The following is a 23,498-nucleotide window of genomic DNA, read 5'->3' as shown; positions in this document are numbered from 1 at the left end:
ATACTCGGCAACGCCTCCCTTGACCCATAAGGAGTTTCCGATGTCCGTGCGCGCGCCGTTGTTCGACACTCGCAAGTATGTTCCGCGGATGATTGCCCTGGCCCTGGCGGTATCTCTGGCTGCCTGCAGCAACAGCGACGATTCCGACGACGACGCGCCGCCCTCGGCGCAGCAGGAGAGCGCGGTCGCGAACCTGGCCCTGCTGGCCACCACCGACCTGCATTTCAACGTGCGCAGCTATGACTACTTCAAGCTGGCCGACGATCCCAGCTACGGATTCGAACGCACCGCCACGCTGATACGCGCCGCGCGCGAGGAATTTCCCAACACGCTGCTGGTGGACAACGGCGATACCATCCAGGGCACGGCGCTAGCCGACTACGAGGCCCAGGTCGCGCCCATTCCGTGCGCCAGCCAGTCGTCCATGTACAGGGCCATGGCGGTGCTGAAATTCGACGCCGGCACGCTGGGCAATCATGAATTCAATTACGGCCTGCCGTTCCTCAACCAGGTGCTGGGCGGCGGCCTGGACGTCGAAGGCGTGGACTCTAGCCTGAAATGCGCGGGCCCGGGCTTTCCGATGACGCTGGCCAATGTCGCCAGCGTCGCCGGCGGCAAGACGCTGCTGCCCCCTTATGTGATTCTGGACCGGGAAATCAGCGCTACCCAGGAAGACGGCGACCCGGTCACCCTGCCCATCAAGATCGGCCTGGTCGGCCTGACCACGCCCGGCATCATGAATTGGGACAAGCGCTACCTGGAAGGCAAGGTGACGGTAAGCGGCGGGCGCGAAGCCGCGGCAAGCTACGTCGCCCAGGCGCGCGCCCAGGGCGCGGACCTGGTCTTCGTGCTGCTGCACGGCGGCATGAGCGACGCCGCCTACTCCCCCGGCATGGAAAACCCCGGCCTGTATGTCGCGCAGGTTGCCGGCATCGACGGGCTGGTCATGGGACACCAGCATGGCGTGTTTCCCGATAGGGGAGATCGTCCCGCCTACACCTACGCCGGCATCGACAACGCCGCGGGCACCGTGCACGGCGTGCCCGCGGTCATGGCCAGCTCATGGGGCAAGGCGCTGGGCGTGATCGACTACACGCTGCACTGGGACGGCAAAGCCTGGCAGGTGGATGCCTCGCAAACCCAGGTCGAGCTGCGCAGCATCCAGACGACCGATGCCGACGGCAATGTCCAGTATGTCGAGGCCGACGCGGCCGTGGCCGCGTCGGTGCAGACCCAGCACGAAGCCGCCGTCGAATACGTCAAGACGCCCATCGGCAGTTCCGATTTCCGCATGAGCACACTGTTCGCCGACGTGGGCGACCCGGGGGCGATTCAGCTGGTGAACCAGGCCCAGCAGGCTTATGTCAGCAATTATGTCGCGGCCAATCTGCCGCAGTACGCCGGCCTGCCGGTGCTGTCGATCAGCGCGCCGTTCAAGGCCGGATTCCAGGGCGGCGGCGACTACACCGACGTGGCCGCCGGCCCCCTGGCCATCTACCACGCCGCAGACCTGTACCTGTATCCCAATACCGTATACGCGGTAAAGGTCACCGGCGCGGAACTCAAGCTGTGGCTCGAGAACGCCGCCTTGCGCTTCAACCAGATCGACCCCGCGGCCACGCAGGACCAATGGCTGATCAAAGACACCAAGACCGGCCAGGTGCCCGCCGGCCAGTCCGCCTTCGCCGGGTACAACTTCGACATGTTCACCACCCCCGACCTGCAGTACGAGATCGACGTCACCCAGCCGCCGGGCAGCCGCATCAAGAACCTGGCCTATCGCGGCGCGGCGGTGGACGGCCGGGATTTCATCGTCGCCACCAACAACTATCGCGCCGAAAGCAGCGCGCGCTACATCCTGGGTGAAGGCAAAGCCTTCGATATCGTCTATGCCTCGCCCGATGCGAACCGCGATGTGGTGATCAATTACATAAAGGAAAATCCGGGCATCACCCGCGCCGCCAACGGCGCCGCGCGCAGCTGGCGGTTCACCCCCGCGCACGTGGCTGGCGCCGTGCTGTTCAAGTCGGGCAAGGATTCCCTCAGCGTGGCGCAGGCGGCCGGGCTGACAGGAATCGCCCTGGTGGCCGCCGACGACGGGTCCGGCGAAGGCCGGGCGATTTACAGCATCGACCTGTCGCAGACGAATTGAGCGGCCCAGGGGCGGCCCCGTCTGGCCGGACCGCCCACTCGCCTGGCACTGTCGCCAGGGGTAGCGCCGGCCCCTCGGGGCATGCTTGCGGCGAATAATGACTGTTTTCTCCGCAAATTATGCGGAGAAAGCTTGTATTCGCGGAGATTGAAGCTCATAATCACCGCATGAATAGCGGTGATTGCATCTACATCTGGCAAGCCCCTGACTGGCCGCATTGGCGCTTTGATCTGGCGGTTCTGGCCAGGCCCCTGGCCGACGTCAGCCGCGCCCAGGGCCTGTTGCTGGGCCGCCTGGCCGACGTCAGCATGGCGCTGCGCGAGCAAGCGAGCCTGGCGGCGCTTACTGACGACGTGGTCAAGACCAGCGAGATCGAAGGCGAGCGACTCAATGTCGAGTCTGTGCGTTCGAGCATCGCGCGCCGCCTGGGCGTGGACATCGGCGCCCTGGCTCCGGCCGATCGTCACGTCGATGGCGTGGTCGAGATGGCGCTCGATGCTACCGCCAACTGCTATGCGCCGGTCACGCGAGAGCGCCTGTTTGGCTGGCATGCCGCATTGTTTCCCGGCGGTTACTCGGGCCTTGCCAGGGTCAACGTCGGTAGTTGGCGCGACGATGCCAGCGGCCCGATGCAGGTGGTGTCCGGCTCTGTCGGCCGTCAGCGCGTGCATTTTCAGGCGCCGCCCGCTGCCCGGCTGGAAGCCGAAGCCAGCCGGTTTCTGGGCTGGCTTAATAGCGCTCCCAGCGAACTGCCGCTGCTCAAGGCCGGCCTCGGCCACCTGTGGTTCGTCACCTTGCATCCGTTTGACGACGGCAATGGCCGCATCGCCCGCGCCATCGGCGATTTGCTGCTGGCACGGGCCGACGGCAACCCGCAGCGCTTCTACAGCCTGTCGGCGCAAATCCAGCGCGAGCGCACCGCCTATTACGACATCCTGGAACGTACCCAGAAGGGGGCAATGGACGTCACCGAGTGGCTGGCCTGGTTTCTGGACATCCTTCATCGCGCTATCGACCAGGCGCAGCACGCGCTCGATACCGTGCTGGCCAAGGCACGGTTCTGGCAGCGCTGGACAGGCATTCCCTTGAACGCCAGGCAGGTAAAACTGCTCAACCGCCTGCTCGACGGCTTCGATGGCAAACTGACCAGCACCAAGTGGGCGGCAATTGCCAAGTGCTCTCCAGACACGGCCCTGCGCGACATCAACGATCTGCTGGCGCAGGGCGTGCTACGGAAATCGGGTGCGAGCGGGCGCAGCACCAGCTACGAACTGAACGACCTGCCCCCATAGCCGCCTGCATTGAGCAAGCGCTCTTTCTGCCAGGCGGGTGGGTGGGCCCGCATCAGTCCGACACAGGCTCAGAAGATCAGCTTCAGCACTCCAGTGACGGTCAGCAGGCCCACGATGAAAATAAAGGCGATGATCCACAGGAAAATCTTCATTCCACTTTCCTTGCTATGGATTGAGATGCTGGCCTGAAGCAAGTGCCGTGCCCAGGGCAGCCTAAAGTCGTTCCAGCCGCGTGGCGGGATTCTGCAGCTCGGCAACCCTCGGGCACCTGCCCTGTTTGTGCCAGCGCTTCGCCAGCTTCAGCTCCTTCGCCATATTCACGGCAATGACCGAGTGCAGGCGGCCGTCGACAACCTGGAATACGCAGAACTTCGTATCGTTGGCCGAGCCCCGCATAATGTGCGTGCCGGCGTCCGAGGGTATTCCCAGCACCTGCAAATTGACATCGTACTGATCCGACCAGAACCAGGGAAGATCCTGCTGCCCAGGCGCTTTTCCCGAAAGCGCATGCCCGACGGCAATGCCCTGATTCTGTGCATTGGCCCAGGATTCAAGGCGTATTCGTGCTCCCGCGGGCGCGCCCGGCCAGGCGCACGGCTGGTTCGCAACGTCGCCTATCGCGTAGATCGAAGGGTCCGACGTCCGGCAGTGGGCATCGACCACGATCCCGTTGTCGACCTGCAGCCCGCAGGCGCTCGCCAATGCCGTGTCGGGCTCGAGGCCGATGCCGAATACGATCACATCGGCCTGCCGCAGCCCTCGATGGGTATGGGCCTGCAGCGGGCCGCCATTTTCCGGGCGTTCGATCGCGGTCACCGCGCCGTCCAGCTGCACTTCAACGCCTTGAGCCCGGTGCAGCCGCAACAGGAAATCCGATACGCCGGCCGGCACCGACCGCGCGCAAAGCCGCGGCCCGCTTTCTATTACACAGACTTGCAGCCCTAGCAGCCGCGCAGTCGCGGCCAATTCCAGGCCTATCCATCCGCCGCCCACGACGAGCAGGCGACGGCCGGCTTGCAGGGCGCTACGCAGCTGCACGGCGTCGTCGAGCGAGCGCAAGGTGTATACGCCATCAAGATTGCCGCCGGGAATACCTGGCCGGCGCGCCTTGCCTCCCGTGGCGAGAACCAGCGTGTCATAGGACAGCGGCGGCTCTTGCGCCAGCATGACCTGGCGGTGGCCGCGATCGATCGCGACCGCCGTGGCGCTCAGCTTCAGCTGGATATCCAGTTCGTGCGCCTGTCGAACGGACAACAGGCAGGGCGGATCGGGCTGTGCGCCCGACATGACGGCCTTGGACAGGGGCGGGCGTTCATAGGGCGGATGCGGCTCTTGCCCCAGCAGCACTATCTCGGCTTCGCGCGAATGTTGCCGCAACGCGCGGGCCACCCACGCGCCCGCCTGCCCGGCGCCGACGATGACGGTTTTCATGGATGGGGCATCCTCAAGCGCAGACAAGCCTGATATAGACCACGCCGTCCTCGACGCGGGCTGGATAAGACCGTAGATCTTCGGTGCAGGGCGCGCTGACCGCCTTGCCGCTGCGTATGTCGAACCTGCCTTCATGCAGCGGGCATTCGATTTCGCAGCCGTCCTGTATCAGCCCTTCCGACAGGTCCGCATCGCCGTGGGTGCACTTGTTGTCAGTCGCGAATATCTCCGCGCCGAGTCTGTACAGGCAGATCGGCAGATCGCCGACTGCCACGCCCAGGGTGTCTTCCTCGGGCACGTCGGCATAGTCGGCGGCCCGGATCCAGTGTTCTGCTGCCATGGTTACCTCGTCATCAGGTCGATGTAATGGTTTTCCATGTGGTGCAGCGCTTCTTCCAGCAGAGCCATGGGCCCCGGCTGGAAGAATTTCGAGCCCGAAGCATTCTGCAGCGATTCGACCATCACCGCGTCTTCGGCAATGATCTGGCGGACGAAGGCTCGATACTTCGCCAGCTCTTCCTGGTAATCGGGAATGGAGAAAGCCGCTGGCGGAAACAGCAAATAGCAAACCACACGTGTTTCATTGGGAGAAATCGGCCAGACATGCCACATGCGCAAGCTGTCCGAACGCATCGACAGGTTCAGGTTCGGATAGATGCCCGCCTTGCAGGCGATGCCCGAGGATTTGTCTTGCGCCCAGGGCAGGGTGGGAAACACCTGCTCGCCGCTCTTGGAGTGCGGCCGAGCCTCGTACTGAGTGTGCCAGCCGCCGTTTTCTTCCAGCTGGAACTTCAGCTTTTCACCTTTGACGAAGCCGCCAAAGGTGCTCTTGTGGATCACGCCCACGTGATAAATATCGATCAGGTTTTCGACCAGGAATTTCCAGTTGCACTTGACGTCGATCTCGACTTTGTCGGCCAATTGGCAGTCGCCCGACTGGAACCACCACAGACTTTGCTCGTAAGGGGCGATGTAATCTTCGAACGAGGGCGGCTGATCGGCGAAGTTGGTGAAAATCCATCCGCGCCAGATCTTCACAGGCAGCGACTTGAGCCTGGCGCCGCTCATGTCGACTTCGGATTCCTTCATGCCGGGCGCCGCGATCAGCTTGCCCCCCACGTCGAACAGCCAGGCGTGGTACGGACAGCTGAAATCCTTCGCGTGCCCGCAGCCGCTTGCCACGGCTACGCCGCGATGCAGGCACATATTCATGCAGACCTGGATCTCGTTCTCGGCGGGGCGTGAAATGAGGATCGGTTCGTTCATGACGCTGAACGTCATGTAGTCGCCGACGTTGGGGATCTCTTCGACACGGCCGACCGAAAGCCAATGCGTCATGAAGATGCGCTCTTTCTCCATGGCGTAGATCTCTTCGGAGCTGTAGACCCCCCCGGGCAAGTGGCGGGCGCGCAGCAGGCTTTCCCGTGTTTTCTCGAAGCGTGGGGCGAGTTCGCGCAACTGGATGGCGGCGGTTTGCATGGCGGTCTCCGTTGGGTTGAATACTATGGAGACGAAGTTTATGATCGACATTGATCGATGTATAGATCGACTATCAAATCGATATAAACCACTTTTTTTGAACGGAGCCGGCGCATGACCCGTCCGCACGAACCGCTATTCGATGAGGCTTCCCCGCAGGCGCCGGGCGATGCGGGCCGCCGCGTCAACGATGTCGATTACGTACGCCGCGACGAGGCGCTGGCCATGCTGGGCATCAAAAAAGAGTCTCTGTATACCTACGTCAGCCGGGGCCTGATCAAGACGCTGCCCGAACCGGGCAGGCGGACCAGCCTGTACCGCAAGTCCGACCTGGAAAAGCTGAGCACCCGCGCCGGCGCCAAGGCGGGCGGCGCGCCCGTCGCGCAGGCGCTGCGCTATGGCGAGCCCGTGGTGCAGACCTGGCTTTGCGACATTGATTCAGCGGGGCCCCACTATCGCGGATATCTGGCCACTACGCTGGCCCGCGAGGGCCGCTCGCTGGAGTATGTGGCGGACCTGCTCTGGGGCGGGCTGCCCCCAGGGCGCGACCGTCCGTGGCCGGCGCCGGATGACGAGCCGGCCGAAACCCTGTCCGGCCTCGGGGCACAGGGCAAGAAAAACGCCGGCTCTCCTATCCGGCTTCTGGCCATGATGGCCTTGCAGCTCAGCGCACTGGAAGCCGACGCCGCCGGGCGAGGCGATGTGCGCACGAGCGGCGTGCGGCTGATCAGCGCCTTCGCCGGCGCCTCCGGCTACTTCGGCCCCCGCCGTGCCTACCAGCGCGGCGAAGGCCAGGAATTCATCGCGCAGCGGCTGCTCCGCGGTTTCGGCCTGTCCCGGCAGCCGGGCCAGGACAAGCTGCTGGCCTCCATGAACGCAGCCCTGGTGCTCAGCGCCGACAACGAGTTGTCGGCGCCCACGTTCTGCGCGCGCATCACGTCCTCGACCGGCGTGGACGTACACGCTTGCGTGGCCGCGGCGCTGATGGCCCAGGCCGGTCCTATGCAGGCCGGCGGCATGATAGACCTGGAGCAATATCTGGCCGATGTGCAGGCTGCCGATGGCCGGGCACGGTCGTACACCGGCGTGCCATGCTTCGGCCATCCGCTGTACGACCGCGACCCGCGCGCCGAAGTCCTGCTCGAGAGGATCCGCGACCTGCCAGGCAACGCGCGCGAGAAGGCCCGCTTGCTGGATTTCGTCGAGGCTGTCCGGCAGAACGCAGGCAGCTATCCCAACTTGTTCGCGGCGCTGGTGATACTGTCCCGGATACTGGGCCTGCCCGCGGGCGCGGCCGTGTATCTGCACAGCCTGGGCCGTACCGCCGGATGGGTGGCGCATGCGGCCGAACAGCGGCTGTCCGGCGTCATGCTGCGTCCGCGGGCGCGCTACATGGGTTCGAGGCCGGCGCAGTCACTCTAGGATCAGGTCGGCGATCAGCTGGCGCAGCCATTTGTGGGCCGCATCCGTGTGGGCGCGCCGATGCCAGAATTGGCGTACGCGCGCCTGCGGCATCTTGAAGGGCAGTGCATGGGTCTGCAGCCCGTCCATGCCCACAACCGCGTTGCCCGGCACGGTTGCGATCAGGTCTGACCGCAACACGATTGCCGCGCAGCGGTGGTAATGCGTGACAGTCAGTTTGATGTCGCGCCGTTGTTTGCGGCCTGACAGCGCTTCTTCTACCAGGGCATCGGTGCTGCCCGCCGTGGCGGTCACGTGCCCCAGCGAAAGATAGCGCGCCAACGTCAGCTTGTCGCCCAATGCGGGGTGGCCTTTGCGGGCGATGCACAAATACCGGTCGTCGAACAAGTGTTGTTGATAGAAGCCGGCATGCAGGAATCCGATGTTGCCAATGGCCAGGTCGGCCTGGCCGCTGCGCAACGCCGGCGCATAGTCGGCATGTGACAGGCGCGAGGCCTCGATGCTCACGTGGGGGGCGGCGGACGATAGCGCCAGCATCAAGCGCGGCAGCACCACCATCTCGCCCACATCGGACATAAGCAAGCGGAACGTCCGCTTGCTCGATTCAGGCCGGAAGTCGCCCACTTGTGAAAAGCAGGTCTCGATGCCCGCCAACGCCGCTTCCAGCGGAGCGAACAGGCTGTTGGCCAGGGCGGTGGGTTCCATGGTCCGGCCCGAGCGGGTGAACAGCGGGTCATTGCACTGCTCGCGCAGCCTGCGCAGTGCGTTGCTCATTGCGGGCTGCGTCAAGCCGATGGCGCTGGCCGCGTGCGAGACACTGCGCAGCCGGTACACCACGACAAACACGCGAAGCAGGTTCAGGTCGAAAGTCTTGATATTCATAACATGAATTCAGAAACGTTTAATTATCAATTTGACCATGAATCCAGTCTCGCGCGACCATGCTCGCCACGCACAAAATTTATTGAAGGTGAGGATTCATGTCGGAAGCAGTCGTCGATGTTCCGGTTCTTATTGTGGGCGGGGGGCCGGTCGGCCTGGCCATGAGCATCGACCTGGCCAGGCGCGGCGTCCATTCCGTGCTGCTCGAGCAGGGGGACGGCAACATCGAGCATCCCCGTACGGGGCTCGTGGCCATCCGCACGATGGAAGCGTTCCGCATGTGGGGAATCTCTGAACAGGTTCGCGCCTGTGGCTTTCCTGATGACTACGATCTGTCGATGGTTTTCTGCACGTCATTGAATGGCCTGCTGCTGGATCGCGAGCCTTACCCCAGCATGCGCGACAGCCCCACGCCGTCCGAGACGCCAGAGAAGAAGCAGCGCTGCCCGCAGCTCTGGCTGCAGCCGATCCTGACCGAGGCTGCGCTGGCCAGCCCGCAGGCCGGCATCCTCTTCGAGCATCGCTTCCTGCGCCTGGAGCAGGATGCAGACTGGGTGCATGCGGAAGCGCAGGATCTGCGCTCCGGCCGCAAGAAGCAGTTCCGGGCCCGGTATCTGCTGGGGTGCGATGGCGCAACCAGCCAGGTGCGCGAGCAGGCCGGCATCCCGATGCAGGGGCGCCTGCTGAGCTATTCGGTCAATATCCTGATCAAGGCCGACGGCCTGGCCGACAAGCATCTCATGGGGCAGGCCGAGCGCTACATGCTGGTCGGCCCCGAGGGAATGTGGGGCAATCTCACCGTCGTCGACGGCGCCGATATCTGGCGCCTTACTGTGCTGGGTTCGCAAGAGAAGATGGACCTGGCGTCATTCGACGCCGTCGCATGGGTGCGCCGCGCGCTGGGCGGGCCGCATGGCCCGGAAATCGCATTCGAAGTGCTGTCGGTAACCCCCTGGCGGCGCAGCGAGATGCTGGCCGACCGCTATTGCCACGGGCGCGTGGTTCTGGTGGGGGACTCGGCCCACACCATGTCGCCGACGGGCGGCATGGGCATGAACACCGGCATACAAGAGGTGCTGGACCTGGGCTGGAAACTGCAGGGCATGCTGGAAGGGTGGGGCGGCCCCGCCCTGCTGCGCAGCTATGAGATCGAGCGCCGGCCCATCGCGCAGCGCAATACCCGTTTTTCAACCCAGAATTTCAAGGCATGGCAGGACACGCCGGATCCCCGCGCGGTGTGCGACGACACACCCGAAGGCCAGCGCACGCGCACGGCGCTGGGCAAGCGGTTGCGTGATTCGACACGCGTCGAGTGGGAGTCCATGGGGCTGCAGATCGGGCACAGATACGATGAGTCGCCGATTTGCATTCCGGACGGCACGCCTGCCGTGCCGGACGATTTCAGAGTCTATGTGCCGAATGCCCGTCCCGGCGCCAGGGCGCCGCATGCCTGGCTGAAGGACGGCAGGTCGATCCTGGATCTGTTCGGAAAATCATTCGTGCTGCTCAATTTCGCAACGGACAACGCCGCGGATGTCCAGGCCATGCAGGCAGCGTCCGAAGCCGTGCGCATGCCGTTCGAAGTGGCGGCGCTGAATGACGAGCCCGAGGCGGCCCGCGCCTATGCCGCGAAGCTGGTCCTGGTGCGCCCTGACGGGCATGTCGCGTGGCGCGGCGATAGACTACGCGACGCACGCCATATCCTCGACACCGTACGCGGCGCGGCCTGACCGCAACCCGCCAAAAACTAGAAACCAGGAGAGAGAACATGATCAACCCCAGCAAACGGCAATTCCTTCGTGCTGCCTTCTGCGGCCTGTGCGCCAGTCTGTGCGTGTCCACGGCGCAGGCTGGCGATGAAGGCTATCCGGACCGTCCTATCAAGTTCGTGGTGCCATACACCGCCGGCGGCAGCAACGACGTGGTGGGCCGGGTGCTTGCGCAGAAGCTGTCGGCCTATTGGGACGTGCCCATCATTGTCGAGAACCGGGCCGGCGCCGGCGGCAACCTGGGGGCGGCGCTGGTGGCCCGTTCCGCGGCGGACGGCTACACCTTCCTGATCACCCCGAACAACCTTCTTACCATGAACCCGTACGTTTACCAGAAGACGGGCGTGGGCTACGACCCGATCAAGGACTTCGCGCCGGTTTCGCTGGTGGCCACCGGCCCCATCCTGCTGGCTGTCAACGCCGAGCTGCCCGTGAATTCGGTAAAGGAACTCATTGCCTATGCAAAGGCCAATCCGGGCAAGCTCAGCTATGCGTCCGCGGGAGTTGGCACGCCGCATCACTTGAGTGCTGAATTGTTCAAGTCCCTGACGGGCGTGGACATGGTGCATGTGCCGTACAAGGGCGCGGTGCCCGCTGTCAGCGACCTGGCGGCGGGGCGGGTGCAGGTTATGTTCGGCATTCCCAACAGCCTGATGCCCTTCGTCAAGACGGGCCAGCTCAAGGCCCTGGCTGTAAGCAGCCTGAAGCCCTCGGCAATGCTGCCGGACCTGCCCACGGTGGATGCATCCGGCGTGCCGGGATTCAATTCGTCTCTGTGGATCGGCCTGACCGCGCCGGCCGGCACCCCGGCGGCGGTGATCGCGAAGGTCAACCAGGGCGTGATGCGGGCCATGCAGGATCCCGAGGTGAAAGCCAGCCTGGAGGCGCAAGGGCTGTCGGCCGACGCCAGCACCCCGCAGGAGTTCGCGGCGCTGATCGAGCATGATGCCGCGCGCTGGTCCAAGCTGGTCAGCGAGCGCAAGCTGTCCGCTGATTGACGGCATGCCGGGCCGGCGCTCGCTACAGCGCCCGCGCCGGCCACCGCCTAATCCACCTTCGCCCCGGATTGCTTCACGATTTCGCCCCAGGTCGCGTATTCGCGTTTCAGCAGATCGGCGAATTCTTCGGGGGTCGAAGGCCGGGGCAGGGCGCCCAGCGATTCCAGCTTCGCGGCAACCTCCGGGTCGCGCAGAATGGCCTGTAATTGGTCGTTGATGGTCTTGACGCACGCATCGGGCGTGCCGGCGGGAAACGCCATGCCAAGCCAGGCAGCCACGTCGAAACCCTTGACGCCCAGCTCGTCCAGCGTGGGCGTGTCCGGGAACAGTTTCAGCCGTTCGGGCACGGTCACGGCCAGCAGCTTCAGGCGGCCCGACTCGATAAAGGGCTTGGTCACCGTCACGGTCTCGATGCCGACGTCCACATTGCCGGCGGCGATGTCCGTCATGGCGCGCGCGCTGCCCTTGTAGGGCACATGGACCAGTTTGGTGCCTGTTTCCCGCTGCAATAGCTCCATGCCCAGGTGCGACAGCGTGCCGCTGCCCGACGAGGTGTGGTCCAGTTCGCCGGGGTGGGCCTTGGCATACTTCAGGAAACCCGGGAAGTCGTCGAACGGCGCATCGGGGCGGGCCACCATCAGCAGCGGAAAATCGATCAGGGTACCAATGGGCGTGAAGTCTTTCAGCGTGTCGTAGCCGACCGACTTGTACAGGTGCGGATTGGTGACGTAGGCCGCGGTGGCCGAAAGCACCATGGTGTAGCCGTCGGGTTTGGCCTTGGCCAGCTGGGCCAGCGCCAGGCTGGCGCCCTGGCCGGGCTTGTTTTCCACGATGAACGGCTGGCCTAGTTTCTCCGCCAGTTTTTCCGCCACCAGGCGGCCCACGATGTCGGTCGCCTGGCCCGGCGGATATCCGATGATCATGGTCACCGGTTTGTCGGGGTAGGCCGCCCATGCGGGCGACGCGGCGGCAACGGCCAGCGTGGCGGCCGCCATCCACTTGGCAAGCATCTTCATTTCTCTGTCTCCTGTTTCTTGTTGGCCGATCATGGCTCGCATCAAATCACGCCCGCTCCCTTCAGCGATGCGATCTCTTCATGACGCAGTCCCAGCGCCTGCAGCACGTCGTCATTGTGTTGCCCGATGGAAGGGCCGGCATGCCGCACCGCCCCGGGCGAATTCATGAACACCGGCGCCACGCTCTGCATGCGCACGCTGCCCAGTTCGCCGTCCGGCACTTCCACCAGGGCCTTGCGGGCGGCGAAGTGCGGGTCCGCGAAGATGTCGGCGATGTCGTAGATGGGGCTGAACCCGACTTCGTTCTCGTCCAGCCTGGCGCTCAGCTCATCCAGCGTGTGCCTGGCGATCTCGTCCCGGATGATGGCGTCGAGCGCCTGCCGGTTCGCCACGCGTCCGGGATTGGCCAGGAAGCGCTCGTCGGCGATCAGGTCCGCCCGGCCCAGGGCGCGGCAGAAGCGTTCGTAGATACTCTGGGTGGATGCGGCAATCGACGCCCATTTGCCATCGCGCGTCTTGTAGATGTTGCCCGGCGCGGCGTACTGGCTGAAACTGCCGGAACGCTGCCGTACAATGCCCAGCTGGTCGTATTCGATGGGCAGGAACTCCATGATCCGGAACATGGACTCCATCAGCGAGCAGTCGATTTCCTCGCCTTTCGTCGCGCCCCCCGCGTGGCGCTGGTACAGGGCGGCCAGCACGCCGACAGCGCCGAACAGCCCGGCCACCGCATCGGCAATGGGAAAGCCCAGGTGTAGCGGCGGGCCGTCGGCCTCGCCGCAGATATTGGTGAAGCCGGTCATGGCTTCGAACACCCGCGCGAAACCGGGGCGATGGCTGTAAGGGCCGCTCTGGCCGAAGCCGGTAACGCGCAGAATGGTCAAGTCGGGATTGATCCCGTGCAGCCAGTCCTTGGTGATGCCCCAGCCGTCCAGTTTTCCCGGCCGGAAGTTCTCGACCAGCACATCGTAGTCCGGCAGCAGCCGGCCCAGCAGTTCGCGGCCTTCCGGGCGGCGCAGGTCGATGGTGATGCCGCGCTTGTTGCGGTTGGTCACCTTCCACCACAGGGGCACGCCGTTCTTGTACGGCGGCAAGCTGCGCAGCGAATCGCCCACGCCGGGCAATTCCACCTTCAGCACATCGGCGCCCAGGTCGCCCAGCATGGTCGCCGCGAACGGGCCCGCGTACACCGTGGACAGGTCGAGCACACGCAGGCCTTTCAAGGGGCCCCGGAATGTTGAGGGATCGTGCGCGTCAGGCATGGCAATCGCTTCAGTGGAATAATCGTTGCATCGAGTATAGGTAGCCGGGCGGCACGCCGGAACCGGCATATCATGGATATCAGCCATGCATGATTTAGATAGCCCGATGCTGGACCTGAGAAACATCCGCTGCTTCGTCGTCGCCGCCGAGCACGGCAGCCTCAGCAGCGCGGCCAGCGCGCTGGGCATCGCACAGTCGGCCCTCAGCCGGCAAGTGTCGCAGCTGGAGTCCCTGCTGGGCTGCCGGCTGTTCCACCGCACCGGGCGCGGCGTGTCGCTGACGGAAATCGGGCAATCCATCCTGCCGCGCGCGCATGCCATGCTGCAGGCCGCGGGCCAGCTGGTGGACGACGTGCTGGCCCAGCGCAACCATCCGGCGGGCAGCGTCACGATCGGCGTGCTGCCGGGGCTGTCGCGCCCGCTCATGAGCCGTGTGCTGAAACGCCTGCTGGCCGCCTACCCGGATATCCGCCTGAAGGCCGTCGAGGCCTACAGCGGCGAAGTCGAGAACATGCTGGCCGACGGCCGCGCCGATATCGGCATTTTCAACCGCTACCGGCCCATGCAGCGCCAGGCGCGCGAAGCCGTGTTCAGCGCGCCGCTGTACCTGGTGGGCCGGACGGGCGCGCTCGCCCTGGCCAGGCAGCCGGTCCGGCTGGCCGCGATGACGCGGGTGCCCCTGGTACTGCCGGCCCGGCCCAATGGCATGCGCTCGTACCTGGACGAGGTCTGCAACCGCCGGGGCCTGAAGCTGAACGTGGTGCTCGAAGCGACCAGCGGCACGCTGATCAGGGAGGTCGTGCTCAATTGCGAGGTATACAGCCTGTTGCCCTACCATGCGGTGGCCGACGAAATACGCGCGGGCACGCTGGCCATGGCGTCCATCAAGGATCCCGTCCTTCGGCAGACTGCGTTCGTCGACACCACGCGCAAGCATCCGCTGTCGAACGCATCGCGGGCGGTGCTGAAGGTGGTGCTGGAAGAAATGCGCGCGCTGGAGACGGTGGCGGAGAGCGGCGCACATCCACACGCATTTTTTTGAACGAACAAAAAATATTTTTTCTTACCGGCGGCGGGAATTTGCGAACATGCAGCGGTAGTTTCTTCGCGATCATAAAATCCACAAGGAGACACGCATGTTCTACAGACTGCCAGCACACAAGCGCGCCAGCATCGCCATGGCGGCGATCATTGCCGCCATCGGCTTCTCTGTTCCGCTGGGCGCTCACGCCCAGGCTGCCGGCGGGTATCCAGACAAGCCCATACAGCTGATCATTCCGTATCCGCCGGGTGGCGCGACCGACGTCATCGGGCGCATCGTGGGCCAGCACCTGAGCGAAACCATCGGCAACCAGGTGGTCATCGAGAACAGGGGCGGCGCAGGCGGCAACATCGGCGCCGCCGAAGTGGCGCGCGCCAGGCCGGACGGCTATACGCTGCTGATGGGAGCCCTGACGTCGCATTCCGTCATGGCCACGCTCGAGAAAGGCAAGCTGCAGTACGACCTGCGCAAGGATCTCACGCCCGTCGGCATCGTCGGCTCCGTGCCCCTGGTGGCAGTGGTGAACCCCTCCTTGCCCATCCACTCGCTTACCGAGCTTGTCGACTACGCGAAGAAGAATCCGGGCAAGCTGAATTTTGCTTCATCGGGCGCTGGGGCGCCTCAGCGCATGGCCATGGAGCTGTTCAAGCAGATCGCCGATGTCGACATCATGCACGTCGCCTATCGCGGCAGCGGCCCGGCCATGACCGACCTGGTGGGTGGCCAGGTGGAGACCATGACGGAAACTGTTCCGGCCGCGATCGCATTCATCAAGTCCAACCAGTTGCGCCCGCTTGCCGTCCTGACTCCGAAGCGCATCTCGATGCTGCCCGATATCCCCACGGCCCAGGAGCAGGGCTTTACGGGCTTCAACGTGAGTTCGCTGTTCGGCGTGATGGCGCCCGCCGGCACGCCGGCGCCCATTGTCGAGAAACTCAACAACGCCCTCACCACCGCTCTTGCCAAGGACGAGGTCAAGGCCCAGTTGCTGGAGCAGGGCGTCTACGCCGATGCCCTCGGCATCGATGCGTCGAAAAAGCGGTTGAATGCCGAGATAGAGCAATGGGCGAAGGTCATCCACGAAGGCAAGATCACCGTCAATTAACCAGCAACGAAGCATACGATGAGCAAGAAAAGAATCGCGACGCCGGAAGACGAAGCAACCGGGCTGCGCAAGGGCCTGACCAGTTATGGCGACAATGGTTTTTCGTTGTTCCTGAGAAAGGCCTTCATCAAGGGCGCGGGCTACACCGATGCCGCGCTCGATCGTCCCGTGATCGGCATCGCCAATACCGGCAGCGCCTACAATCCCTGCCATGGCAACGCGCCCCAGCTGGTCGAGGCCTTGAAGCGGGGCATCATGCTGGCCGGCGGACTGCCGATGGAGTTTCCCACCATCTCAGTCCATGAAAGCTTCGCCTTTCCCACCAGCATGTATCTGCGCAACCTCATGTCGATGGACACCGAGGAAATGATCCGCGCGCAGCCCATGGACGCGGTGGTGCTGATCGGCGGCTGCGACAAGACCGTGCCGGCGCAGCTGATGGGCGCCGCTTCGGCCGACGTCCCGGCCATTCAGCTCGTCACGGGGGCCATGCTGACCGGTTCGCACCGATCCGAGCGCGTCGGCGCGTGCACGGACTGCCGCCGGTATTGGGGCAAGTACCGAGCCGAAGAGATCGACGATGAAGAGATCTCCGACGTCAACAACCAGCTGGTGGCCAGCGTGGGCACCTGCTCGGTCATGGGCACGGCAAGCACCATGGCCTGCATCGCCGAGGCGCTGGGCATGACGGTTCCCGGTTGCGCCACGCCCCCGGCGGTGACGGCGGACCGGATGCGCATCGCCGAGCTCACCGGGCAGCAGGCTGTCCAGATCGCCAGCCAGCGCCTGACGGTACGGAAAATTCTCACGGCCGACTCGTTCGAAAACGCCATGCGCGTTCTGCTGGCGATCGGGGGGTCCACCAACGGCATCATCCATCTCACAGCCATCGCGGGCCGGCTGGGCCTGGACCTGGATCTGGCCACGCTCGATCGCCTTGGCCGGGAAACCCCCGTGCTGGTGGATCTCAAGCCTTCGGGTCAGCACTACATGGAAGACTTCCACAAGGCCGGCGGCATGGCCACGCTGCTGCGCGAGCTCAAGCCCCTGCTGAAGCTCGATGCGCTTACCGTGACCGGGCGGACGCTCGGCGAGGAAATCGAACGCGCTGGTCCCGGATTCGCGCAAGACGTCGTCAAGACAAGGCAGAACCCCATCTACCCGCAGGGCGGCATCGCCGTCTTGTCCGGCAATCTTGCGCCGGAACGCGCGATCATCAAGCAATCTTCGGCTGATCCCAAGCTGATGGAGCACGAGGGCCGTGCCGTGGTGTTCGAGAACACCGCGGACCTGGTCGCGCGGATCGACGCCGACGACCTGGACGTCACGCCGGAAGATGTGCTCGTGCTCAAGAACATCGGACCCAAGGGCGCGCCGGGCATGCCGGAGGCCGGCTACATCCCTATCCCGAAGAAGCTGGCCTCGCGGGGCGTGAAGGACATCATCCGGATTTCGGATGGACGCATGAGCGGCACGGCCTTTGGCACCATCGTCCTGCACGTCACGCCCGAAGCGGCCATCGGCGGCCCTCTGGCCTATGTCCGGAACGGCGATCGCATTCGCCTGAGCGTAAGCCGGCGCGAAATCTCTTTGCTGGTTTCCGACGAAGAACTCGCCCGCCGCCGCAGCGAACAATCCATCGCGCCGCCCTCGGCCGATCGAGGCTACAAGAAGCTCTTCCTGGAAACCGTTACCCAGGCCGACAAGGGCGTCGATTTCGACTTCCTGCGCGGCGTGCCCGGCGCCTCGGACTGAGGCTGATGCCGTCGATGTCCGCTACGGCGCTAGGTTGGCGTCTGGAAGATGGTTTTCGCGTCATGAAAGATCGACGCGGCCATCTTGGCATGATGCCCCTGCTTGTTCCAGACCAGGCCGTTGCGCCGTACCGGCGGGCAGTCCGGCAGCGGAATCCGGGCAATGTCGAGTGACCTCCACATCGAAGACCAGTCCGGAATGAGCGACACGCCGATTCCTTCGTGCACCAGCGACACAATGGCGAGCAGGCCGTCGATCTCCAGCCGCTGCCTGGGCCGGATGTGATGGTCGCGCAGATAGCGGTCGGCGAGCTGGCCGCCGTATATGTTGCGGTCGTAGCGGATGAAAGGCTGGGTTGAAAGCAGCTCGTGGGCGTCCCCGCCCGCCAGCTGGGCCGGCGCCACGACCACCAGCGGCTCTTCCATGAAGGGCTGCCATACGCAGTTTTTCGGCACGGCGAACTGCGGCTCTACCACGATGGCGGCATCGAGCTCGCCCTTCGCCACCTGGCTGCATAGATTCACCGAGCCGCCCGGCGTCACGAACACCGACGCGTCCGGATGCCTGCGGTACAGTGCCTTGAGAATGGGCGGCAGCACGTTCGTCAGCGCCGACACGAAACAGCCGATACGCAACTCGCCAGGCTGAGCGCCGTCCATCGCCATGGCGCGCAGGTCGCGGATATTGCGGATGACCGCCTTGGTGCCTTCCAGAATGCGCATGCCGCTTTCGGTCGGCTTAACCGAACGCCCCGAGCGTTTCACCAGCTCGACGCCCAGGTCAGCCTCCAGCGCCTTGATGCGCGCCGCGATGGCCGCCGAGGTCAGATCCAGCTTTCGGGCCGCCTCGGCGAATGATCCTGCCTCGACAACGGCGACGAAGCTCTGCATGTACTTGATGTCCATGGTGTCGGGAGTTTTCGCCTTGAAAGCAAAAAAAATTTTGTTCTGAATGTAGCACCAACTACTTCAAGTCCGCGTGCCGTGGCGGGATACTGAGCGTATTTACCGATACCACGCAGCGAGGCTAACCATGACCAGCACGAAAATCCGAGGCGTACTGTCGCCGGTGCTCACGCCGTTCAACGCCGAGGGTGCACCCTCGACCCCTCGATTCCTGAAGCACTGCCGATCGCTGGTCGAACAGGGTGTCGGCCTGGCCGTCTTTGGCACGAACTCGGAAGCAAATTCGCTGTCCGTCAAAGAAAAGCGCCTGCTGCTCGATGCGCTCGTCGAAGACGGGCTGCCCGTCACGCGCATGATGCCGGGTACCGGCTGCTGCGCCGTCACCGATTCCATCGAATTATCGCAACATGCCGCAGAGCTGGGTTGCGCCGGCGTCCTGATGCTGCCGCCGTTCTACTACAAGGGCGTGAGCGACGAAGGCCTTTACCGCAACTACGCCACGGTCATCGACCGCATAGGCGATGCCCGCCTGCGGATCTATCTCTATCACATTCCCCAGGTCTCGCAGGTGCCCATCAGTCTCGACCTCATCGAGCGGCTGCTCAAGGCCTATCCCGAGAGCATCGCAGGCATCAAGGACAGCTCCGGCGACTGGAGCAACACCCTGGCCATGCTGCAACGCTTCCAACCCCACGGCTTCGACGTTTTCGCGGGCAGCGAAGGCTTTCTGCTGGCCACCCTGCGCGAGGGCGGGGCCGGGTGCATCACCGCCACCGGCAATGTCAACGCCGCCGAAATAGCCCGGCTTGCGCAAACCTGGCAGAACGGCGACGCCGATGCCCAGCAAGAACGCCTCAACGTCATTCGCGGCATCTTCGCCAAATACCCGATGATCCCCGCCATGAAGGCGGCCATCGCTTCTGAAACCGGCGATACCGGATGGTCTGCCGTGCGCCCGCCGCTCGTGGAAATGAATCAGGACGACACGAAGCGGTTGATGGGCGAGCTTTCCGCCGCGGGCTATCGACTTCACAACGCCCGAGCCCTGGCGCATGCCGACGCATGAACCCGGCCTGACGGCGCGGGGGCAGGACGCCGCGCAGCCCGCCGCCAAGCCTGCCGGTTTTCCCCCGCTGTTGAAGATCGGCGCCTTCCCGCCAGCCATCGAAGAACAGTTCCTGTCGGTATTCACGCTGGTCGATGGTGAATCGCTACGGCGCGATCCTTCCCAGGCGGAACGGATCGGCGGTATCGTCACGCGCTCGAACTACCGGATTTCCACCGAGCTTATCGACAGCCTGCCCAACCTGCGCATCATTACAACCAGCGGCGTCGGGTACGACGGCATTCCGGTGGATTACGCTGCGCGGAAAGGCATCGTCGTCACCAACACCCCCGACATCCTGAACAAGGCCGTCGCCGAACTGGCCATCGGCCTGTTGCTTGCTCTGCTGCGCCACCTCCCCGCCGCCGATCGTTTCGTCCGTACTGGCGCATGGACGCGCGAACTGTTCCCGCTGGGAACCAACCTGGCCGGCAAGAAAATAGGCATTGTCGGGCTGGGCCGCATTGGCATGGAAATCGTTCAGCGCGTGCTGCCGTTCGAGGTCGACGTCGCCTACTATGGGCGCCGCGCCCAGGCCGTGCCCTGGCAATACTTCGATTCGCTCCCGGCCCTGGCGGAACATGCAGACGTGCTGATCCTGTCATGCCCTGGCGGCGCGGCGACTCGCCATATCGTCGATGCCACGGTACTGAAATCCCTGGGCGCCGACGGCATTGTCGTCAATATTTCACGCGGCACCGTCATCAAGGAAACCGATCTGTGCCAGGCCCTGGCCGACGGCACCATTCGAGGCGCCGCGCTCGACGTGTTCGACACCGAACCGCTGCTCGACAGTCCCCTGCGCAGCCTGCCCAATGTGGTGCTTTCTCCTCACATCGGCAGCGCCACGCAAGAGACGCGGCGGCAGATGGCTGACCTGGCCATACGGAACCTCGCGGCGTTTTTCACGACGGGCAAAGCCGTGACGCCGGTGAAATGAAAAGCCGGTCGGCACCGGCCGGCGTCGGATAGCCGGCCTGAAGTCCTGGCGCGGCCAGCCAAAAAGAAGCAGGGCAGGGCTCGGGCGCACACGCCCCGTTGCGTTGGCGCCGAAGCTGGAGGCGGATAGTCTCAGCCTGCGCGGCTTCGCGCTATGCGCTGCGCTTGCGGCGCAGTTCGACCACCTGCGCCGCGCCGTGGGCGCGAGCGCGCAGCTGGCCACAGCCGCCGTCCACGTCCTGCCCCGCGCTGTTCCTGACTTTGGTCAGCACGCCGCGGCTGTGCAGGTAGTGGACGATCTCGCGGATGCGCGCGGGGTCGGGGCGTTGATAGTCGTCTCCTTCGAGACTATTGAAGGGAATGACGTTGAACACGCAGTATTTGCCCTTGAGCAAGCGTACGACGGCGTCGAGTTCGTCATTGTTGTCGTTGATGCCTTTGAGCAGCGTCCATTGGTACTGGATCGGGTAGCGGGTATCGCGGGCGTATTTTTCGCCGAGTTCAATCAGTTGTTCCGGGGCAATTTTCGGCGCGCGCGGCAGCAGGTGTTCGCGCAGTCCGGCCTTGGTCGTGTGCAGCGATAGCGCCAGTGCGGGCTTGATACGTTGCCGCGGCAGGGCCTCGAAGACGCGCAGGTCGCCCACGGTGGAAAATACCAAGTTCTTGTGGCCGATATTGCCCTCGGTGCCCAGCAAGTCAATGGCTTCGAGCACGTTGTCCAGGTTATGCGCCGGCTCGCCCATGCCCATGAAGACCACTTTCTTTACCGCGCGCAGACGCCGCGCCAGCACGACCTGGGCAAGGATTTCCATGCTCGTGACCTGGCGGATCAAGCCGCTCTTGCCCGTCATGCAGAAGCGGCAGCCGACCGCGCAGCCAACCTGGGTGGAAACGCACAGCCCGTCACGCGGCAGCAGCACGCTTTCCACCATCTGTCCGTCGGCGAGTTCGACGAGCAGGCGCGAGCCGCCATGGCCGGCATGTTCCGAGCGGATGCGGGCAAGGCCGTCCAGCTCCGCCGTCAAAGCGGGCAGGGCGCCGCGCAGCGCCAGCGGCAAAAAGTGCTGGGCGTGCCGCCGCCGCGTACCGGTGTCGAGCGCTTGCCCGTTCAGCCACACGCGTGCCACCCGGCCGCGGTGGGCAGGCAGTGAGCCGAGGGCGGCAAGGCGTTGATCGAAGTCGGAGAAGCGCATCAAGTGGCGGATTCTATCCCGCCCCGCCGGCGGGCTGCCGGAGGGCTCGGGGGTCTCGCAGAAAAAAACCCATAAACTGCCCGGAAGGGCACTTTATGGGTTCAGTCAAAACACTGCAGTTGTTCAGTGCTTGCAATATGGTGGAGCCGGGGGGAATTGAACCCCCGTCCGCAAGCCCTCCGCAACCAGTTCTACATGCGTAGTCGGCCTATTTGGTTTTAACCCTGGACTTAGCCAACCGACAGGCCGGACCAGGGCGATTCACGTAGTTTAAGCCTGAACCGTGTGACCCCAGCGCAGACCGATTCCTTGTAAATGTCGCTGCTGCGGTTCGGGGTTGCCCCCTGGGAAGTTGCCTTCCCCCGCCTGACCCAAGGACAGATCAGTGCAGCGGCTCACCGCTTAAGCGGCGAGAGCGAAACGCTCGTCGTTGGCGTTTGTAGTGTTCCAGTGGATTAACGAGCTTACTGGTGCTCGGCATGCCCTGAGTTGTTTCGCGACCCACGTCGAATCCGGATCGGCCCCAAGTGACTCTATTGTACTCTGAATAAGGCCTGGCACGCTGGCGTGCTCAGGCGTTGGCGCAAGGCTGCCGCGGCAGGGCCCGCACCCGCGGGCGCGCCGTTGCCAGCAGCGTGCCCAGCCCGATCGCCGCCAGCACGATGCCGGCCGCGGCCAGGCCCAGCGATGCCAGGCCGTGGTGGTCGATGACATAGCCGCCCACGATCGCGCCGATGCCGATGCCGGTATTGGCGCCGGAAATATTCAGCGATGCCGCGAACGCCGGCGCCTGGGGCGCCGACTTCATCACGCGCACATGGCACACGATGAACAGCGCGGCCTGGGCGACACCCCAGACGCCCAGCGCCACGGCCAGCAGCACGGGCGTGCGCATCACCGGCCCCAGCACCGCCAGGCCGGCCGCCATCAGCGCCGAGAACAGCAGGGTGGCGCCCAGCGCGCTGCGGTCGGCCAGCCGGCCGCCGGCCCAGTTGCCGATCAGGCCGATGGCGCCAAAGGCCATCATCGACCAGCCGACCCATTGGCCATTGAATCCGGCCAGGCGCTCCAGCATGTCGGCCAGGTAGGTGTAGGCGGTGAACATGCCGGTGAACACCAGCAGCGACAGCAGCACGTGGCCCACCACCCGGGGGTCGCGCAGGATGCGCAGCTGGGCGGCCAGCTTGATGTCCTGGGCATGGCGGGGCGGGCGCGGGAAGAAGGCCCACAGCAGCAGCGCCTTGGCGAAGGCCACTGCCGCCAGCACGCCGAAGGCGGTGCGCCAGCCGAAGGCGTCAGAGATCAGCACGCCAATGGGAATGCCGAACACCGTGGCCGCCACGATGCCGAACGCCACCATCGAGATGGCCCGCCCGGCGCGGGCCGGCCCGGCCAGTTCGACGGCCGTGGCGCTGGCCAGCGACCAGAACACCGGCAGCGCCAGGGCCGGGATGAAGCGCGCCAGCGCCATGATGCCGATGTTGGGCGCCAGCGCCGCCATCGCGTTCGAGGCGCCGAACAGCACTAGCACGCCGATGAACAGCCGTTTGCGGTCGACGTTGGTCATCAGCGCGGTCAGCAGCGGGCCCGTGGCCGCCACGGTGAAGGCGAACAGCGTCACCAGCAGGCCGGCCTGGGATACCGACACGTGCAGGTCGCGCGCCAAGGGAGGCAGCAGGCCGACGATCAGGAATTCGGTCGTCAGAATGGTGAAACCGGCGGTGGAAAGCAGCAGTATGGGCAATAGCATG

19 protein-coding genes and 1 other RNA gene are annotated in these 23,498 nt (G+C 64.7%); 10 read left to right on the top strand and 10 right to left on the bottom strand.

Features of this window, described 5'->3' with window-relative positions; genetic code table 11:
- The first annotated feature begins 40 nt into the window (after positions 1-40).
- The gene (locus J2P76_RS02730; RefSeq protein ID WP_207404304.1) at positions 41-2,152 is read left to right on the top strand and encodes a bifunctional 2',3'-cyclic-nucleotide 2'-phosphodiesterase/3'-nucleotidase; all 2,112 of its coding nucleotides are present in this window, start codon (positions 41-43) and stop codon (positions 2,150-2,152) included.
- 167 nt (positions 2,153-2,319) lie between these two features.
- Positions 2,320-3,444 carry a Fic family protein gene (locus J2P76_RS02725; protein ID WP_207404303.1) on the top strand — a complete coding sequence of 375 codons (1,125 nt, stop codon included), beginning with the start codon at positions 2,320-2,322 and terminating at the stop codon, positions 3,442-3,444.
- A 213-nt stretch (positions 3,445-3,657) separates the two neighbouring features.
- On the opposite strand, the gene J2P76_RS02720 is transcribed toward J2P76_RS02725, so the two are convergent.
- From J2P76_RS02720 to J2P76_RS02710, 3 genes are read right to left on the bottom strand one after another with little or no spacing between them, the layout of a single operon-like run.
- On the bottom strand, positions 3,658-4,875 hold the full coding sequence (locus J2P76_RS02720; protein WP_207404301.1) for an NAD(P)/FAD-dependent oxidoreductase: 1,218 nt from the start codon (positions 4,873-4,875) through the stop codon (positions 3,658-3,660).
- A 13-nt stretch (positions 4,876-4,888) separates the two neighbouring features.
- A complete protein-coding gene (locus J2P76_RS02715; RefSeq protein ID WP_207404300.1) occupies positions 4,889-5,215 on the bottom strand; it encodes a non-heme iron oxygenase ferredoxin subunit in 327 nt (108 codons plus the stop codon).
- A 2-nt stretch (positions 5,216-5,217) separates the two neighbouring features.
- Complete coding sequence (locus J2P76_RS02710) at positions 5,218-6,354, bottom strand: aromatic ring-hydroxylating oxygenase subunit alpha (RefSeq protein ID WP_207404299.1); 1,137 nt, start codon at positions 6,352-6,354, stop codon at positions 5,218-5,220.
- A gap of 114 nt (positions 6,355-6,468) precedes the next feature.
- On the opposite strand from J2P76_RS02710, the gene J2P76_RS02705 reads away from it, so the two are divergent.
- Positions 6,469-7,776, top strand: a complete 1,308-nt coding sequence (locus tag J2P76_RS02705) for a citrate/2-methylcitrate synthase (protein ID WP_207404297.1) — start codon at positions 6,469-6,471, stop codon at positions 7,774-7,776.
- Here J2P76_RS02705 and J2P76_RS02700 read toward each other — a convergent pair.
- The gene (locus J2P76_RS02700) at positions 7,768-8,658 is read right to left on the bottom strand and encodes a LysR family transcriptional regulator (RefSeq protein ID WP_207404296.1); all 891 of its coding nucleotides are present in this window, start codon (positions 8,656-8,658) and stop codon (positions 7,768-7,770) included. The genes J2P76_RS02705 and J2P76_RS02700 overlap by 9 nt on opposite strands.
- Before the next feature lie 98 nt (positions 8,659-8,756).
- Here J2P76_RS02700 and J2P76_RS02695 point away from each other — a divergent pair, with 98 nt between their 5' ends.
- Together J2P76_RS02695 and J2P76_RS02690 are read left to right on the top strand one after the other, a co-directional pair.
- Positions 8,757-10,388, top strand: a complete 1,632-nt coding sequence (locus tag J2P76_RS02695; protein WP_207404295.1) for an FAD-dependent monooxygenase — start codon at positions 8,757-8,759, stop codon at positions 10,386-10,388.
- A gap of 38 nt (positions 10,389-10,426) precedes the next feature.
- Positions 10,427-11,425, top strand: coding sequence for a Bug family tripartite tricarboxylate transporter substrate binding protein (locus J2P76_RS02690; protein WP_207404293.1), 999 nt, complete (start codon positions 10,427-10,429; stop codon positions 11,423-11,425).
- A 47-nt stretch (positions 11,426-11,472) separates the two neighbouring features.
- Here the strand turns inward: J2P76_RS02690 and J2P76_RS02685 are convergent, their stop codons facing one another.
- Entirely contained in the window at positions 11,473-12,441 is a 969-nt protein-coding gene (locus tag J2P76_RS02685; protein ID WP_207404292.1) for a Bug family tripartite tricarboxylate transporter substrate binding protein, read from the bottom strand.
- Positions 12,442-12,482: 41 nt separating this feature from the next.
- Complete coding sequence (locus J2P76_RS02680) at positions 12,483-13,664, bottom strand: CaiB/BaiF CoA transferase family protein (RefSeq protein WP_347565283.1); 1,182 nt, start codon at positions 13,662-13,664, stop codon at positions 12,483-12,485.
- A 124-nt stretch (positions 13,665-13,788) separates the two neighbouring features.
- On the opposite strand from J2P76_RS02680, the gene J2P76_RS02675 reads away from it, so the two are divergent.
- The 3 genes from J2P76_RS02675 to J2P76_RS02665 all read left to right on the top strand — a co-directional run bounded on the left by J2P76_RS02675 (position 13,789) and on the right by J2P76_RS02665 (position 17,605).
- Positions 13,789-14,745, top strand: coding sequence for a LysR family transcriptional regulator (locus J2P76_RS02675; RefSeq protein WP_207404289.1), 957 nt, complete (start codon positions 13,789-13,791; stop codon positions 14,743-14,745).
- Between the two features lie 94 nt (positions 14,746-14,839).
- Positions 14,840-15,850, top strand: a complete 1,011-nt coding sequence (locus tag J2P76_RS02670) for a Bug family tripartite tricarboxylate transporter substrate binding protein (RefSeq protein WP_207404288.1) — start codon at positions 14,840-14,842, stop codon at positions 15,848-15,850.
- 18 nt (positions 15,851-15,868) lie between these two features.
- Positions 15,869-17,605, top strand: coding sequence for an IlvD/Edd family dehydratase (locus tag J2P76_RS02665; RefSeq protein ID WP_207404287.1), 1,737 nt, complete (start codon positions 15,869-15,871; stop codon positions 17,603-17,605).
- Positions 17,606-17,634: 29 nt separating this feature from the next.
- On the opposite strand, the gene J2P76_RS02660 is transcribed toward J2P76_RS02665, so the two are convergent.
- Positions 17,635-18,510: a LysR family transcriptional regulator gene (locus J2P76_RS02660; RefSeq protein ID WP_207404286.1), complete on the bottom strand. Its 876-nt coding sequence runs from the start codon at positions 18,508-18,510 to the stop codon at positions 17,635-17,637.
- Between the two features lie 127 nt (positions 18,511-18,637).
- On the opposite strand from J2P76_RS02660, the gene J2P76_RS02655 reads away from it, so the two are divergent.
- Positions 18,638-19,576 carry a dihydrodipicolinate synthase family protein gene (locus J2P76_RS02655; RefSeq protein ID WP_207404285.1) on the top strand — a complete coding sequence of 313 codons (939 nt, stop codon included), beginning with the start codon at positions 18,638-18,640 and terminating at the stop codon, positions 19,574-19,576.
- A 70-nt stretch (positions 19,577-19,646) separates the two neighbouring features.
- On the top strand, positions 19,647-20,555 hold the full coding sequence (locus J2P76_RS02650) for a 2-hydroxyacid dehydrogenase (RefSeq protein ID WP_242697271.1): 909 nt from the start codon (positions 19,647-19,649) through the stop codon (positions 20,553-20,555).
- Between the two features lie 151 nt (positions 20,556-20,706).
- On the opposite strand, the gene J2P76_RS02645 is transcribed toward J2P76_RS02650, so the two are convergent.
- From J2P76_RS02645 to J2P76_RS02635, 3 genes are all read right to left on the bottom strand, one after another.
- Entirely contained in the window at positions 20,707-21,747 is a 1,041-nt protein-coding gene (locus J2P76_RS02645; protein WP_207409091.1) for an RNA methyltransferase, read from the bottom strand.
- Positions 21,748-21,885: 138 nt separating this feature from the next.
- Positions 21,886-22,272, bottom strand: a transfer-messenger RNA (tmRNA) gene (gene ssrA / locus J2P76_RS02640).
- Between the two features lie 46 nt (positions 22,273-22,318).
- Complete coding sequence (locus tag J2P76_RS02635; RefSeq protein WP_207404283.1) at positions 22,319-23,497, bottom strand: MFS transporter; 1,179 nt, start codon at positions 23,495-23,497, stop codon at positions 22,319-22,321.
- Position 23,498 lies beyond the last annotated feature (1 nt).

Source organism: Bordetella petrii, from assembly GCF_017356245.1.
In the GTDB taxonomy this organism is placed as follows: domain Bacteria; phylum Pseudomonadota; class Gammaproteobacteria; order Burkholderiales; family Burkholderiaceae_B; genus Bordetella_A; species Bordetella_A petrii_D.
The sequence above is the reverse complement of the archived record's forward strand: the minus strand, read 5'-3'. Positions and strand labels throughout refer to the sequence as shown.

Bases quoted from the DNA above. Each gene is read 5' to 3' on its own strand.
- J2P76_RS02730 (WP_207404304.1), top strand. From the start codon at position 41: ATGTCCGTGCGCGCGCCGTTGTTCGACACTCGCAAGTATGTTCCGCGG.
- J2P76_RS02725 (WP_207404303.1), top strand. From the start codon at position 2,320: ATGAATAGCGGTGATTGCATCTACATCTGGCAAGCCCCTGACTGGCCG.
- J2P76_RS02720 (WP_207404301.1), bottom strand. From the start codon at position 4,875: ATGAAAACCGTCATCGTCGGCGCCGGGCAGGCGGGCGCGTGGGTGGCC.
- J2P76_RS02715 (WP_207404300.1), bottom strand. From the start codon at position 5,215: ATGGCAGCAGAACACTGGATCCGGGCCGCCGACTATGCCGACGTGCCC.
- J2P76_RS02710 (WP_207404299.1), bottom strand. From the start codon at position 6,354: ATGCAAACCGCCGCCATCCAGTTGCGCGAACTCGCCCCACGCTTCGAG.
- J2P76_RS02705 (WP_207404297.1), top strand. From the start codon at position 6,469: ATGACCCGTCCGCACGAACCGCTATTCGATGAGGCTTCCCCGCAGGCG.
- J2P76_RS02700 (WP_207404296.1), bottom strand. From the start codon at position 8,658: ATGAATATCAAGACTTTCGACCTGAACCTGCTTCGCGTGTTTGTCGTG.
- J2P76_RS02695 (WP_207404295.1), top strand. From the start codon at position 8,757: ATGTCGGAAGCAGTCGTCGATGTTCCGGTTCTTATTGTGGGCGGGGGG.
- J2P76_RS02690 (WP_207404293.1), top strand. From the start codon at position 10,427: ATGATCAACCCCAGCAAACGGCAATTCCTTCGTGCTGCCTTCTGCGGC.
- J2P76_RS02685 (WP_207404292.1), bottom strand. From the start codon at position 12,441: ATGAAGATGCTTGCCAAGTGGATGGCGGCCGCCACGCTGGCCGTTGCC.
- J2P76_RS02675 (WP_207404289.1), top strand. From the start codon at position 13,789: ATGCATGATTTAGATAGCCCGATGCTGGACCTGAGAAACATCCGCTGC.
- J2P76_RS02670 (WP_207404288.1), top strand. From the start codon at position 14,840: ATGTTCTACAGACTGCCAGCACACAAGCGCGCCAGCATCGCCATGGCG.
- J2P76_RS02665 (WP_207404287.1), top strand. From the start codon at position 15,869: ATGAGCAAGAAAAGAATCGCGACGCCGGAAGACGAAGCAACCGGGCTG.
- J2P76_RS02660 (WP_207404286.1), bottom strand. From the start codon at position 18,510: ATGGACATCAAGTACATGCAGAGCTTCGTCGCCGTTGTCGAGGCAGGA.
- J2P76_RS02655 (WP_207404285.1), top strand. From the start codon at position 18,638: ATGACCAGCACGAAAATCCGAGGCGTACTGTCGCCGGTGCTCACGCCG.
- J2P76_RS02645 (WP_207409091.1), bottom strand. From the start codon at position 21,747: ATGCGCTTCTCCGACTTCGATCAACGCCTTGCCGCCCTCGGCTCACTG.
- J2P76_RS02635 (WP_207404283.1), bottom strand. From the start codon at position 23,497: ATGCTATTGCCCATACTGCTGCTTTCCACCGCCGGTTTCACCATTCTG.